We start from the raw sequence: 12,646 nt of genomic DNA on the forward strand, positions 1-12,646 counted from the left end.
CCGACCATGGTCATCCCGGCGGCCGCCGGTGCCGAGTACGACGGCGCGACCATGCGCTTCGGCAACCAGGCGCCGCAGCCGATCACCCCCGCGGGCGGCTACACCGGTCCGGCGACGCAGGCCGCCGCGCCCGCGGCGGTGGCGGCGACCAGCACCGCCAAGAACAACCAGAAGTGGCTGATCGCCCTGGGCGTCGGCGCGCTGCTGCTCGGCGGTGTCGTGCTCTGGGTGCTGTTCGGCGGTGAGCCGAACCGCGACTCCGGCACCACGACCACCACCACCCAGACCACCAAACCGCTGCCGCCGCCGGTGACCACCAAGTCGTTCCCGCCGCCGATCGTGCCGCCCACCGAGGCGCCGCCGACGACCACGGAACCGCCGCGTCCGACGACGACCACCGAGGCGCCGACGACAACGACGGAACCGCCGACCACCACGACGACACCGCCGCCGACGACCACCACCAAGGCGCCGACGACGACGAAGACCACCAAGCCGGCCACCACCACCCCGGCCGCCGGAACGACGACGGTCAACGGCAGGCCCCGGCTGCCCACGCTCGACCTGCCGTTCCCGGACGCCCCGAACGCGCTGGGCCCGAACATCACCGTCGACAACACTCCGCCACAAGGACAACCATGACGACCCCGAAGAATCTCTCCTCGCGGTACGAGCTGGGCGAGATCATCGGGTTCGGCGGCATGTCGGAGGTGCACAAGGCCCGCGACGTGCGCCTCTCGCGCGATGTCGCGATCAAGGTGCTGCGGGCCGATCTGGCCCGCGATCCCACGTTCTACCTGCGGTTCAAGCGGGAAGCGCAGAACGCGGCCGCGCTGAATCATCCGGCCATCGTCGCGGTGTACGACACCGGCGAGGCCACCGTCGACGGCGGCCCGCTGCCCTACATCGTCATGGAGTACGTCGAGGGCGATACCCTGCGCGACATCGTGCGCGGCAAGGGCCCGCTGGCCCCGCGCAAGGCGATGGAAGTCGTGGCCGACGTGTGCGCTGCGCTCGATTTCAGCCACAAGGCCGGCATCGTGCACCGCGACATGAAGCCCGCCAACATCATGATCAATCGCGCGGGCGCGGTGAAGGTGATGGACTTCGGCATCGCGCGCGCGATCGCCGACAGTTCCAACCCGATGACCCAGACCGCCGCGGTGATCGGCACCGCGCAGTACCTCTCCCCGGAGCAGGCGCGCGGCGAGACCGTCGACGCCCGCTCGGATGTCTACTCGGTCGGCTGCGTGCTGTTCGAGATCCTCACCGGCCAGCCGCCGTTCACCGGCGACTCGCCGGTCGCGGTCGCCTACCAGCACGTCAAGGAGGATCCGCCGCTGCCGTCGTCGGTGAATCCCGGCGTGCCGCGCGAACTCGACTCGGTGATCCTCAAGGCGATGGCCAAGAACCCGGCCAACCGGTACCAGACGGCCGCGGAGATGCGCGCCGATCTGATCCGGGTGCTCGGCGGCCAGAAGCCGAGCGCGCCGATGGTGATGAACGAGGAAGACCGCACCACCATCCTCGATTACGACGACGAGCCCGCCCCGCGCTCGTTCCGTGATCGTCGCGACGACACCTCCGAGCAGGCCGCGATCGCGCCGCCCGCCGAGGGCCGCAACCGGACCGGGCTGATCGCGCTCGGCGTCGCCGCCGCGCTGGCGGTGGCGTTCGGGCTGTTCTGGGTGCTGGTCGGACCGGGCAGCAAGGCCGACCAGGTGGCCGTCCCCGACGTGTCGGGTCAGCCGTCGCAGCAGGCCCAGACCGCGTTGCAGCAGGCCGGGTTCCACGTCGCCACCCAGCAGAAGGCCGACGGCAAGGTGGCCGTCGGCAATGTCATCGCAACCCAGCCGCTCGGCGGTTCCCGGATCGACGAGGGCAGCACCGTCACCATGCAGGTGTCGACCGGACCGACCCAGGTGCAGGTGCCGCGGCTGTCCGGGCTGACCCAGGCCGAGGCCGAGCAGAAGCTGAACTCGATCGGGCTGACCCTGAGCCCGAACCCGCCGCGCAAGGCGTCGAGCACCGCCGAGACCGACAAGGTGATCGCGCAGGAGCCGAGCGCGGGCGTGCGGGTCGACATCGATCAGCCGATCGTGATCACCATCGGCTCGGGGCCGGAGCAGGTCCGGGTGCCGACGGTGGTCGGTCAGGACATCTCGATCGCCCAGCCGAACCTGGTCGACAGCGCCGGGTTCAAGGTCGACATCCAGGAAGTGAAGTCGTCCGCGCCGAAGGGCCAGGTGCTCTCGACCAACCCGACCGGCGGCAGCAACGCCGAGAAGGGGTCGACCATCACCGTGCAGGTCTCGGCCGGTGACCGGATCACGGTCCCCGACCTGAGCGGACTCACCCCGACGCAGGCGCAGGAACAGCTGCGCGCGCTCGGCTGGACCGGTCAGCTCAGCCAGACCACCGTGATCACGCTGGACGGCAGTGCCTCCGGCAAGGTCGTCGGCCAGAGTCCGGCGGCGGGATCCACGGTGACCATCACCGGCAACGTCGTGCTGCAGGTGGGTGCTTCGCCGCTACCGCGCTGAGATCGCCAGGTCTCGATTGCGTGGAGAACCCACCTGCCGCGACGCGGCGGGCGCAGAATGAGGCTGCTTCATCCCACCCAGCACCGCTGAACGAGGAGGTAGCCCTATGACCACGGCCAGGGACATCATGAAGCCCGGCGCGCAGTGGATCACCCGCGGTGACACCGTGGCGACCGCGGCGACGGCGATGGCCGATCTCGGTGTCGGATCGCTTGTCGTCGCCGACGACGACGAGCGCATGTGCGGCATCATCACCGATCGCGACATCGTCGTGAAGTGCATCGCGCTCGGCCTGTCCCCCGAAACCACGACCGCGGCCGAGTTGTGCGAGTCCACCCCGCGGTGGGTCAGCGCGGACGCCGACGTGGAGGACGTGCTCGACCAGATGGAAGGCCATCGGGTCAAGCGGATGCCGGTGATCGACAACAAGCGGCTGGTCGGCATGATCAGCGAAGCCGATCTGGCCCGGCACCTCGACGACAACCAGCTGGGCGAGTTCGTGACCGCCATCTACGGGCGGCCCTGACCTCAGCTCAGATCGAGATGGGAGTTCATCGACATGGCCTCCTCGGCCAGGTCGGTCAGCTCCACCACCCGCACGCCGTGCCCGCGGAGTTTGTCCACACCCTCGCACGCGGCGACGAACAGGCTCGGCTCACGCCAGGCGATGACGACGGTCGGGATGCCGGCGGCCAGGATCCGGTCGGCGCACGGCAGCCGGCTCGCGGTGGCGCGGGTCGAGCACGGTTCGAGCGTGCTGTAGATCGTCGCCCTGGTCAGCCGCGGATCGTCCGGGTCGAGCTTGTTCAGCGCCGACTCCTCGGCGTGCACCTTCTCGTCGGTCTCCCTGGAGTAGCCGGCGGAGATCTCCACACCATCGGCGACGATCACCGCGCCCACCGAATAGGCCGTCGGGCTGGGTGGGCAGTTCCTGGCGAGTTCGATCGCCCTGTGCATGAATCGGTGGTCGGTGCTCTCGGCACTGCTTGCGGTCATCGGGTTCCCCTGCTAGTCGGGAGTTATCCACAACTGTCGCATGATGTGGATTCGGTCATGTTCAGGTGTGCAGCGATTCGCCGGACAAGCTGTGGACAGTGATATTTCCCCAGGTCGTGAACATGATTTCGACCACAGGGCCGGTTAGCGGACGGGCTCGTCGCCGTGCCCGACCAGGTACTTCAGCACAGCGACATCCCCAAGTTGTTCCACACCCGCCAGCCGGAGCCGTCGTTGTGCACCACCGGGAAACCGCCCCGGGCCGACGAACCGCGGAGCCGCCGGGTCGCCGACCAGGATCGGCGCGATCGCGAGCCGGATCTCGTCGACCAGATCGGCGGCGAGGAAACCGGTGTGCATCGCGGTGCCGCCTTCGACCATCAATCGGCCGATTCCGCGCGCGCCCAGGTCGTCGACCAGGGCGGCCAGCGACAGTTCCGGGCCGAGCGCGACCACCTCGGCCAGTCCGGCGAGCCGGTCGCCGAGCCGGGCCGCGCCGCTGTCGGTGGTGTAGACGAGTTTGTCGCCGCCGGTGTGCCAGAACCGCAGCTCGGGATCGAGCTCGCCGGACGCGGTGACGGTGATCTTCACCGGATACTCCGGCTTGCCCGCCGTCACCCGGTCGGCCCGGCGCACGGCGCTGTTGACCAGCAGCCGGGGATTATCGGTCCGCAGCGTCCGCGCGCCGATCAGGATCGCGTCGGATTCGGCGCGGACCTGGTCGACGCGGTCGAAGTCGGCACTGTTGGACAGCAGCAGCCGCTGCGCGCTCGCGTCGTCGATGTAACCGTCCAGGCTCGCCGCCACCGACAACAGCACGAACGGCCGCACGGCGTCACTCCCCGGTGCCATCGCGGACCGCTACGACGTCACCAGCGCGGCGACTTCCGCTTCGAGCGCCGACACGAGGGCCTCGGCGGGACGCTGTCCACACACCTCGAGCCAGTTGGCCAGCATCCGGTGCCCGCCCTGGGTGAGCACCGACTCGGGGTGGAACTGCACGCCGTGGATGGGCAGGGTGCGGTGGCGCATGGCCATCACGATCCCACTCTCGGTGTGACCGACGACCTCCAGCTCCGCGGGCATGGTCTCCGGCAGGACGGTCAGCGAGTGGTACCTGGTGGCGGTGAACGGGTCGGGCAGACCGGCCAGCACGCCCGCACCGATGTGGAAGACCTCGCTGGTCTTGCCGTGCAGCAGTTCGGGCGCGCGGTCGACCGTTCCGCCGAACGCCTCGCCGATCGCCTGATGTCCGAGGCAGACGCCGAGCAAGGGCGTGTGGTGCTTCGCCGCCGCGTGGACGAGCGGGATGCTCGCGCCCGCGCGGTCGGGGCTGCCGGGGCCGGGGCTGACGAGCACGCCGTCGAAGGTCCCGCCCTCGTCACCACGGGTCAGCAGGGTATCCAGGTCGGCCAGGCGCTGGTCATCGTTGCGCCACACCACGGCCTCGGCCCCAAGCTGGCCGAGGTACTGCACCAGGTTGAACACGAAGCTGTCGTAGTTGTCGACGACCAATACACGCATGCGTCGAGGGTACGTGGCGACCCCGTAGGTCGTCGCATCCATTACCTGGTGGGATAGCCTAGGAGTTACCTGTATCCCGAATTCGAGGACGTCATGCCCAAGTCCAAGGTCCGTAAGAAGGCCGACTACACCCCGAGCCCTGCCAGCCGCACTCCGGTGAAGGTGAAGGCGGGCCCGTCGCCGGCTTGGTACGTCGCGATCATGCTTGGCTTCATGCTGGCCGGGCTCGTGTGGCTGCTGGTGTACTACCTGGCCGCCGAGCACATCGGCTGGATGAACGATCTCAACGCCTGGAACTTCCTGATCGGGTTCGGCCTGATGGTCATCGGCCTGATCATGACCATGCGATGGCGCTGAGCGATCGCCGCACACCGGATTACACCGGTGTTATTCATGCACACCTGTGGATGAAGCTGTGGACAACTCGAGGAGCAATGGGGGACGACGCCGCGTGAACGCTGTGGATTCCGCCGACAGCAGGTCGTGGACAACTCCCACCGCCGGTCTGCTCGCCGTCGCCGGCGGCGGCCTCATCCTCGTCGTCGCCGCGGTGCTGGCTCAGGACGGCCCCAGCAGGCTGCTCGTCGGCCTGGCCGCGGTCGCGGTCCTGGGGATGGCGATCCTCGGCGTGCGCCAGCGTCCCCGGCTGACCATGGTCTCCGGTCCCGCGCCGCGCCTGGTGGTCGGCACGCTGACCGGGCCCAAGACCTACCCGCTGACCCGGATCGACCGGATTCGGATGGTCTCCTACCGCCGCCTCGGCCGGAAGTCGGCGATGCTCGAGATCGATGTCCAGCACGAGGGCTCGGAGCGGCTGCTGATCTTCGGCCGCTGGGATCTGGGCACCAACCCGCACGACGTCTACGACGCGCTGGTCGTCAACGGCTTCGCCTCGGTCACCGACTGACCGCAACGTTTCACGTGAAGCAACGAACTCCCCGTCGCGCTCCGGCGCGGCGGGGAGTTCTGTTGTGCGCAGCCGCTGTCAGCCGATGGTCACCGAGGAGATGACGACCGGCTCGACCGGCCGATCGTTGCGATCGGTCTTCACCGAGGCGATCGCGTCGACGACCTTGCGCGAATCGGGATCGACCACCTCGCCGAAGATCGTGTGCTTGCGGTTGAGGTGCGGCTGGGCACCGACCGTGATGAAGAACTGCGAACCATTGGTCGCGGGCCCTCCGTTGGCCATCGCCAGCAGATAGCCGCGATCGAAGCGCAGCTCCGGATGGAACTCGTCACCGAACTCGTAGCCGGGCCCGCCGCGACCGGTGCCGGTCGGGTCGCCGCCCTGGATCATGAACCCCGGGATCACCCGGTGGAAGACGGCGCCGTCGTAGAACGGGCCAGCGTCCGTGCCACCGGCGTTCGCGGTGGTGTAGGGCGCGCTGCCGTCGGCGAGACCGACGAAGTTGCGCACCGTCTTGGGCGCGTGGTTGCCGAAGAGCGCGATCTTGATATCGCCGTGGTTGGTGTGCAGCGTCGCCACGGCCGTCTGGTTGGGTGAGGTCACGGCAGTTATGGTGCCACGGGGGCGGCGGGAAGCCGGGAAGCTGTGCCACAGTGGTCGCATGAAGCTTCGTAACCCGATCATCGCCGCCGTCGGGATCGCCGGGGCGGCGGCCCTGGCCCTCCTCGCTCGCAGCAAGCGACCGCAACTTCCCGAGCCCGCCGCCGAGCCGCCGCGCCTCGGCTACTCCCGCAACGGTGCCGCGCCGGTCTCCGGGGTGGAGACCGGCGCGCACTGAGCCGTCAGCGGCTCACGGACTTCTTGTACTGCACCTGAGCCAGCGGCACGAACACGACCAGGATCACCACGATCCAGATCAGCGTCGTGACCACCGGATGCTGCATCGGCCAGGCGTCGGAGGGCGGAGCCATCGGATTGGTGTTGCCGAACAGGTCGCGCACGGCCTGGGTCAGCGCCGAGACCGGGTTCCACTCGGCGAATACCTTCAGCGGCCCGGGCATGCCCTCCAGCGGCACGAACGCGTTCGACAGGAACGTCAGCGGGAAGATCACCATGAAGCTGGCGTTGTTGAACACCTCCGGTGCGCGCACCAGCAGTCCGACGACCGCCATCATCCACGACAGCGCGTAGGCGAACAGCAGCATCAGCACGTACGCCAGGACCGCGTCCAGGAACGACCCGCGGATCCGCCAGCCGACGACCAGGCCGGTCAGCGACATGACGACCAAGCTCACGACGTTGATCACCACGTCGCTGATCGTCCGGCCGACGAGCACCGCCGACGGCGCCATCGGCAGCGAACGGAACCGGTCGATGATGCCCTTCTGCATGTCCTCGGCCAGGCCGGCGCCGGTGAACGTGGCGCCGAAGACCACGGTCTGCGCGAAGATGCCCGCGATCAGGAATTCGCGGTAGCCGCCCTCCACACCCTCGACCGTGATCGCCGAGCCGAAGACATAGGCGAACAGCAACACGAACATGATCGGCGACAGCGTCGTGAAGATCAGCACGTCGGGCACGCGCTTGATCTTGATGACATTGCGCTTGGCGATGGTCACGCTGTCGCTGACCACTATCGCGAGCCGTTCCCCGAAGGTGGGTCCCTGCACGTCGACCTTGTCGAGCGTGGTGCTCATCGGTTCTGTCCTTCCTCGGCGCCGACAGCCTGTTTCGCGGCATCGCTGTTGACGAGTTCCTCGGCCTCGTGCCCGGTGAGGGTGAGGAAGACGTCGTCGAGCGAGGGCCGCCGCAGCGCGACGTCGTTGATCTGCACCTTGTGCTCGGTGAGCCTGCCGATGGCGGTGACCAGGTCCTGGGAGCCGTCGGCCACCGGGACGGTGATCCGGCGCAGGCCGGGTTCGAGATGGATCTCGCCGTCGGCCAGCCCGGCGAGCACCTGCTGCGCCGGCGCCAGCTGATCGGGCGTGGCCACGGTGAGTTCGATCCGGTCGCCGCCGACGAGGGCCTTGAGTTCGTCGGCGGTGCCGCGCGCGATCACCCTGCCGTGGTCGATGACGGCGATCGAGTCGGCCAGCCGGTCGGCCTCCTCCATGTACTGGGTGGTGAGCAGCAGCGTGGTGCCGCCCGCGACGAGTTCCTCGATGACGTCCCAGAGATCGAGCCGGGCCCGGGGGTCGAGGCCGGTGGTCGGCTCGTCCAGGAACAGCACCGGCGGGTTGGCCACCAGAGCGCCGGCGAGGTCGAGGCGCCTGCGCATACCACCGGAGTAGCCCTTCACCGGCCGATCCGCCGCGTCGGTGAGCCGGAAGCGCTCGAGCAGTTCGCGCGCGCGTTCCTTACTGCGCGCCACACCGAGGTGATAGAGCCTGCCGACCATCTCGAGGTTCTCGAAGCCGGTGAGGTATTCGTCGACCGCCGCGTACTGCCCGGAGGTGCCGATCCGGGAACGCAGGGCCTGTGGATTGCCGAGCACGTCGATCCCGGCGACGGTGGCACGGCCCTCGTCGGGGATCAGCAACGTGGTGAGAACGCGGACAGTCGTGGTCTTTCCCGCGCCGTTGGGGCCGAGAAGTGCGGTGACGGTTCCTTCGGGGACGGACAGGTCGAGCCCGTCCAGGGCGGTGAGCTGCCCGTACCGTTTGACCAGACCCTCGGCGACGATTGCGTCGGGCATGATTCTCCTGAAGTCGTAGTTCTACGCTGTTGCCCCAGTATTGCGGGACCCACCGACAAGTCGCACCCCCATTTCCCGGGTGCCCCCGATCCCGATGTACAGATCTGTTCGACATGCCGATTTACGGCGACACGCGGCGAATCGGACGGATTTTCCGGCGGACCCCCGGATCGCAAGCCCCTGGTCTTCGGGGCATCGATGGCGCACCGACAAGAACATGTTCAGCGAATTTTTCGCGTAATTCCTTGTGCACCAGCATATTCCGACCGATGTAAGACAACTGTCGGTTGGTTCACCGACCGATTCGCCGTTCACTACACCGGCCGCCGGCCACGGTCCAGGCCCAGAACGCCGAAAAATCTCGGAAACTGGCTCGTTGCGCGTACACGAATTCCGCTCGCATCGCGTAGGATCGTTCACGTCGGCCCCTCCCCCCCGGGCCGACCCTACGCGGGCCTCGGCTAACTCCCCCCCTTCGCCGAGGCCCGCTCCCCATTTTCCGGCAAGGTGCAGTTCCGGCTACCGGTGAGTACTCCCGGTCCGCGAAACCGTCACAGTCCAGCCACGTTCCCGCGATCGCCCCGCAACCGGGTCTATCGTCAGCCCATGGTGCCCGGCAAAGGCGCGCTCGCCGCGCTGGTCGTGTCGATGGCTGTCGTGGTCGGTTGCAGCGATGCATCCGACGACGAGAGCTCCACCGCGACCAGCACCGAACAGCTCCCACCGAACCAGGTCGCCGCGGTCGCCCTGCCCGACGACGCGGTCGACAACGCCGTCGCGAAACTCGACGAGCTGGCCACCTCGCTGATGGACAGCAGTCACATCCCCGGCATGGCCGTCGCCGTCGTGCACGGCGGGAAGACCGTCTACGCGAAGGGCTTCGGCGTCAAGCAGGCGGGCGGCCAGGACAAGGTCGACGCCGACACCGTCTTCCAGCTGGCCTCGGTGTCGAAGTCGGTCTCGGCGTCCGTGGTCGCCCACCAGGTCGGCGCGGGCACGGTCGAATGGACGACGCCGGTGGTCTCGAAGCTGCCCTCGTTCGCGCTGGCCGACCCGGCCACCACCGCCCAGCTCACCGTCGGCGACCTGTTCGCCCATCGCAGCGGCCTGCCCGACCACGCGGGCGACCGGCTCGAGGATCTCGGGTACGACCAGGCCGCGATCCTGGACAAGCTCCGGCTCGAGCCCCTCGACCCGTTCCGGATCACCTACCACTACACCAACTTCGGGCTGACCGCGGGCGCCGAGGCGGTCGCCGCCGCGGCAGGCGTGCCGTGGGACCGGCTCTGCGCCGAGACGGTGTACGGCCCACTCGGCATGTCGTCCACCAGTTCCCGCTTCGCCGACTACGAGGCCAGGCCGAATCGCGCGGTCGGCCACGTCGACGTCGATGGCGAGTGGGTCGCGAAGTTCGTCCGCGATCCCGACCCGCAGTCTCCCGCCGGCGGGGTCAGCTCCTCGGTGAACGACATGGCGCGCTGGCTGGCCATGATGCTCGGCCACGGCACCGCGAACGGAACCACCATCGCGCCCGCGGCGGCGCTGCTGCCCGCGATCACCCCGCAGGTGATCTCCTCGCCGGCCTCCTCCCCCGAATCACGGGCCGGGTTCTACGGGTACGGCTTCAACGCCTCGACCAGCTCCACGGGTCGCACCGCCTACAGCCACTCCGGGGCGTTCGCGCTCGGCGCCGCCACGAACTTCCTGGCCATCCCGTCGGCCGACGTCGCGATCATCGCGCTCACCAACGCCGCGCCGATCGGCGTGCCGGAGGCGCTGACCGCCGAGTTCGGCGATCTCGTCCAGTTCGGTGAGATCCGCGAGGACTGGCGGGGCATCTACCAGGCCGCGCTCGCCCCCATCAACGACCCGGAAGGCGACCTGTCCGGCAAGTCCGCGCCCGTCACTCCCGCGCCCGCCCAGCCCCTGCCGACCTACGTCGGCAGCTACGCCAACGAGTACTGGGGCCCGGCGACGATCTCCGAGGCCGAGAGCGGCCTGGTCCTCACCCTGGGCCCGGCGCAGCGCCGATTCCCGCTGCGGCACTGGGACGGCGACACCTTCGCCTTCGAGCCGAGCGGCGAGAACGCACCGCCCGGCAGCGTCTCGTCGGCGACCTTCGACAACGGGACACTCACCCTCGACTACTACGACGAGAACGGCCTCGGAAAGTTCACCCGCTGACCCTCACGCCTCGACGACCGCACGCCAGGCCGTCGCCAGCCGCAGCGCCCTGACCTTGCCCGCCACCCCGAGCAGCGGCTCGTCACGCTCCCAGCGGCTCCGGACCGCCGGGTCGACCCGGTCCCACAGCGGCGCGAGTTCGGCCCGCAGGCGCGTCAGCCGCTCGAAGATCCCGCCCAGCGCGATGTGTACGCCGGTCGAACCCGGGTCCTCGGTGCCCACGCCACGCACGGCCGCAAACAGGGCCAGCAGCTGTTGTACGGCCTCGGCGGGCCATTCCGCTTGCCGGGCCACCCGAACGAGCTGTCCGAGCACAGCGGCGACCACATGCAGATCCTCGACGGTGCGGAACGGCTTGAGGAAGTCGGCGTAGCCGTCGCCGGGCAGCAGTTCCCCCGGCGCGGCGTCGAAAGTGACGGTGGCGTGCGGGATCTCCGGAGCGAACGGCAGCGCGGGCAGCGGCGTCACCACGACGCCGGGACCGGCGGGCACCAGCACCGCCCGCAGCGCGGCGCGGCCGTCGGCCTGCTCGCCCGCCCTGGCGATCACGAGGAAGCGGGTGGCGAACTCGCCCAGGGTCGCGAAGGACTTGGTCCCGGTGACGAAGCCGTCGGCGGTCACCGTAGTCGTCAGCTGCGACGGCTTGGCCCCGTTCGCCTCGGTCGCGCACATGGAGGTGAGTCCGGTGGCGTCGAGCGGCACCAGCGCGCCGAGCGCTTCCTGATATCCGCCGAGAAACGCCGTACCTGTTCCGGCACTGTCGAATCCGGCGACAACGGCGCGATCGATGGAGCTGGCGAAAGCGGCGCTCCGGGCGCGATGGTATGCCGCGATCGCGGCGATATCGGTCGACCCCGACTCGACAGGGGCCGCACTGAGCAGAAAATCGAAAACCGAGGAATTCACAGAAGTGGAGCCTAGGGGAATCGAACCCCTAACCCCTGCCTTGCAAAGGCAGTGCTCTGCCAATTGAGCTAAGGCCCCTGGCTGGCTTGATGAAACCAGTTGGCAACCCGAATCAGCGGGTGGTGACCTCGCGCCAGAGGTCTGCGTCATCGCGCTTGCGGAATTTGGTGATACCGATGAGAACCGCGATCACAACACCGACCGTGAGGACAATCTTCATGATTCCCACCCTACTGTGATGTTCGGGAGTGGGCCTAGGAGGACTTGAACCTCCGACCTCTTCGTTATCAGCGAAGCGCTCTAACCGCCTGAGCTATAGGCCCGTACTCGTTTTCGATCCCCTGCCGGAGCAGTGAACCGCAACGAGGAACGAGGTTACCCTACCGGGCCGGGGATAACCAAAACGGCCGGTCAAGCCCCTTTTTACGGGGCTGACCGGCCGTCGTGGCAGAGCCTGTTCCTAGTCTGGATCGGCCAGGGTCACCTGGATGCCACCGACCAGATCGCAGCACTGGTTGTAGATGAACACGCCCACTGTCGCCAGCGCGGTGAACAGCACCACGTTGATCAGACCGATGACGCCCGCGTAGCCGAAGACGGTGCCCGCGTCGATCAGGCTCGACGAGCTGCCCTCCTGGTTCAGCATCTCGCCCAGCGAGTTGTCCAGGTTGTCCCACACGCCCATGCCGGCCAGCACGATGTAGAGCAGACCGACGGCCAGCATCCACACGAAGAACAGCGCCACGCTGATCACCAGGGTGATCTTGAGCGTCGACCACGGATCGATCCGGCGGATCTGCACCGTCGCGCGTAGCGGCTCACCGGACGCGGCGGCCGCGATGGCCACCGGCACGGCGGGCGAGACCGCCCCGGCGCCTGCGGCGGCGG

General features: G+C 68.5%; 15 protein-coding genes, 2 tRNA genes and 1 pseudogene. 7 read left to right on the plus strand and 11 right to left on the minus strand.

Annotated features, from left to right (window positions below; translation table 11 throughout):
* The 3 genes and pseudogenes from V8688_RS28510 to V8688_RS28520 all read left to right on the plus strand — a co-directional run.
* Nucleotides 1-642 (plus strand): annotated as a pseudogene (locus V8688_RS28510) (serine/threonine protein kinase); the annotation flags it as partial.
* Nucleotides 639-2,543 (plus strand): Stk1 family PASTA domain-containing Ser/Thr kinase, encoded by a 1,905-nt coding sequence (gene pknB / locus V8688_RS28515; RefSeq protein WP_218715981.1) that lies wholly within the window; start codon nucleotides 639-641, stop codon nucleotides 2,541-2,543. The pseudogene V8688_RS28510 and the gene pknB, both read left to right, overlap by 4 nt.
* A gap of 106 nt (nucleotides 2,544-2,649) precedes the next feature.
* Nucleotides 2,650-3,069, plus strand: a complete 420-nt coding sequence (locus V8688_RS28520; RefSeq protein WP_218715980.1) for a CBS domain-containing protein — start codon at nucleotides 2,650-2,652, stop codon at nucleotides 3,067-3,069.
* Nucleotides 3,070-3,071: 2 nt separating this feature from the next.
* Here V8688_RS28520 and V8688_RS28525 read toward each other — a convergent pair whose 3' ends face one another.
* From V8688_RS28525 to V8688_RS28535, 3 genes are all read right to left on the minus strand, one after another.
* Nucleotides 3,072-3,539: a deaminase gene (locus tag V8688_RS28525; protein WP_218715979.1), complete on the minus strand. Its 468-nt coding sequence runs from the start codon at nucleotides 3,537-3,539 to the stop codon at nucleotides 3,072-3,074.
* 144 nt (nucleotides 3,540-3,683) lie between these two features.
* On the minus strand, nucleotides 3,684-4,391 hold the full coding sequence (locus V8688_RS28530) for a dihydrofolate reductase family protein (protein ID WP_316573093.1): 708 nt from the start codon (nucleotides 4,389-4,391) through the stop codon (nucleotides 3,684-3,686).
* Nucleotides 4,392-4,400: 9 nt separating this feature from the next.
* Entirely contained in the window at nucleotides 4,401-5,063 is a 663-nt protein-coding gene (locus V8688_RS28535) for an aminodeoxychorismate/anthranilate synthase component II (RefSeq protein WP_218715977.1), read from the minus strand.
* Between the two features lie 93 nt (nucleotides 5,064-5,156).
* On the opposite strand from V8688_RS28535, the gene crgA reads away from it, so the two are divergent.
* Nucleotides 5,157-5,420 (plus strand): cell division protein CrgA, encoded by a 264-nt coding sequence (gene crgA, locus V8688_RS28540; RefSeq protein WP_218715976.1) that lies wholly within the window; start codon nucleotides 5,157-5,159, stop codon nucleotides 5,418-5,420.
* Between the two features lie 103 nt (nucleotides 5,421-5,523).
* Nucleotides 5,524-5,970: a PH domain-containing protein gene (locus V8688_RS28545; RefSeq protein WP_218715983.1), complete on the plus strand. Its 447-nt coding sequence runs from the start codon at nucleotides 5,524-5,526 to the stop codon at nucleotides 5,968-5,970.
* Between the two features lie 78 nt (nucleotides 5,971-6,048).
* On the opposite strand, the gene V8688_RS28550 is transcribed toward V8688_RS28545, so the two are convergent.
* Nucleotides 6,049-6,576 (minus strand): peptidylprolyl isomerase, encoded by a 528-nt coding sequence (locus tag V8688_RS28550; RefSeq protein ID WP_308248321.1) that lies wholly within the window; start codon nucleotides 6,574-6,576, stop codon nucleotides 6,049-6,051.
* 58 nt (nucleotides 6,577-6,634) lie between these two features.
* On the opposite strand from V8688_RS28550, the gene V8688_RS28555 reads away from it, so the two are divergent.
* The gene (locus tag V8688_RS28555) at nucleotides 6,635-6,811 is read left to right on the plus strand and encodes a hypothetical protein (RefSeq protein ID WP_218715974.1); all 177 of its coding nucleotides are present in this window, start codon (nucleotides 6,635-6,637) and stop codon (nucleotides 6,809-6,811) included.
* Between the two features lie 4 nt (nucleotides 6,812-6,815).
* Here the strand turns inward: V8688_RS28555 and V8688_RS28560 are convergent, their stop codons facing one another.
* Both V8688_RS28560 and V8688_RS28565 read right to left on the minus strand, forming a co-directional pair.
* A complete protein-coding gene (locus V8688_RS28560; RefSeq protein ID WP_316573092.1) occupies nucleotides 6,816-7,670 on the minus strand; it encodes an ABC transporter permease in 855 nt (284 codons plus the stop codon).
* The gene (locus V8688_RS28565) at nucleotides 7,667-8,668 is read right to left on the minus strand and encodes an ATP-binding cassette domain-containing protein (RefSeq protein WP_218715973.1); all 1,002 of its coding nucleotides are present in this window, start codon (nucleotides 8,666-8,668) and stop codon (nucleotides 7,667-7,669) included. Before V8688_RS28565 ends, V8688_RS28560 begins: the two co-directional genes overlap by 4 nt.
* A gap of 606 nt (nucleotides 8,669-9,274) precedes the next feature.
* On the opposite strand from V8688_RS28565, the gene V8688_RS28570 reads away from it, so the two are divergent.
* Nucleotides 9,275-10,852 carry a serine hydrolase gene (locus V8688_RS28570; protein WP_218715972.1) on the plus strand — a complete coding sequence of 526 codons (1,578 nt, stop codon included), beginning with the start codon at nucleotides 9,275-9,277 and terminating at the stop codon, nucleotides 10,850-10,852.
* A gap of 3 nt (nucleotides 10,853-10,855) precedes the next feature.
* On the opposite strand, the gene V8688_RS28575 is transcribed toward V8688_RS28570, so the two are convergent.
* The 5 genes from V8688_RS28575 to V8688_RS28595 all read right to left on the minus strand — a co-directional run.
* Nucleotides 10,856-11,758, minus strand: coding sequence for an acyl-CoA dehydrogenase family protein (locus V8688_RS28575; RefSeq protein ID WP_342802092.1), 903 nt, complete (start codon nucleotides 11,756-11,758; stop codon nucleotides 10,856-10,858).
* 5 nt (nucleotides 11,759-11,763) lie between these two features.
* Nucleotides 11,764-11,836 (minus strand) — tRNA-Ala (locus tag V8688_RS28580).
* Between the two features lie 34 nt (nucleotides 11,837-11,870).
* On the minus strand, nucleotides 11,871-11,978 hold the full coding sequence (locus V8688_RS28585; protein WP_211359241.1) for a DLW-39 family protein: 108 nt from the start codon (nucleotides 11,976-11,978) through the stop codon (nucleotides 11,871-11,873).
* A 29-nt stretch (nucleotides 11,979-12,007) separates the two neighbouring features.
* Nucleotides 12,008-12,081: transfer RNA gene (locus tag V8688_RS28590), tRNA-Ile, on the minus strand.
* Between the two features lie 137 nt (nucleotides 12,082-12,218).
* A partial coding sequence (locus V8688_RS28595) for a DUF3566 domain-containing protein (RefSeq protein WP_342802093.1) occupies nucleotides 12,219-12,646 on the minus strand: 428 nt, incomplete at its 5' end.

The organism is Nocardia sp. No.11 (genome assembly GCF_038752175.1).
GTDB classification, from domain to species: domain Bacteria; phylum Actinomycetota; class Actinomycetes; order Mycobacteriales; family Mycobacteriaceae; genus Nocardia; species Nocardia canadensis.

Coding starts and splice junctions, on each gene's coding strand:
- V8688_RS28585 (WP_211359241.1), bottom strand. CDS start 11,978: ATGAAGATTGTCCTCACGGTCGGTGTTGTGATCGCGGTTCTCATCGGT.
- crgA (WP_218715976.1), top strand. CDS start 5,157: ATGCCCAAGTCCAAGGTCCGTAAGAAGGCCGACTACACCCCGAGCCCT.
- pknB (WP_218715981.1), top strand. CDS start 639: ATGACGACCCCGAAGAATCTCTCCTCGCGGTACGAGCTGGGCGAGATC.
- V8688_RS28535 (WP_218715977.1), bottom strand. CDS start 5,063: ATGCGTGTATTGGTCGTCGACAACTACGACAGCTTCGTGTTCAACCTG.
- V8688_RS28560 (WP_316573092.1), bottom strand. CDS start 7,670: ATGAGCACCACGCTCGACAAGGTCGACGTGCAGGGACCCACCTTCGGG.
- V8688_RS28565 (WP_218715973.1), bottom strand. CDS start 8,668: ATGCCCGACGCAATCGTCGCCGAGGGTCTGGTCAAACGGTACGGGCAG.
- V8688_RS28525 (WP_218715979.1), bottom strand. CDS start 3,539: ATGACCGCAAGCAGTGCCGAGAGCACCGACCACCGATTCATGCACAGG.
- V8688_RS28570 (WP_218715972.1), top strand. CDS start 9,275: ATGGTGCCCGGCAAAGGCGCGCTCGCCGCGCTGGTCGTGTCGATGGCT.
- V8688_RS28530 (WP_316573093.1), bottom strand. CDS start 4,391: ATGGCACCGGGGAGTGACGCCGTGCGGCCGTTCGTGCTGTTGTCGGTG.
- V8688_RS28555 (WP_218715974.1), top strand. CDS start 6,635: ATGAAGCTTCGTAACCCGATCATCGCCGCCGTCGGGATCGCCGGGGCG.
- V8688_RS28520 (WP_218715980.1), top strand. CDS start 2,650: ATGACCACGGCCAGGGACATCATGAAGCCCGGCGCGCAGTGGATCACC.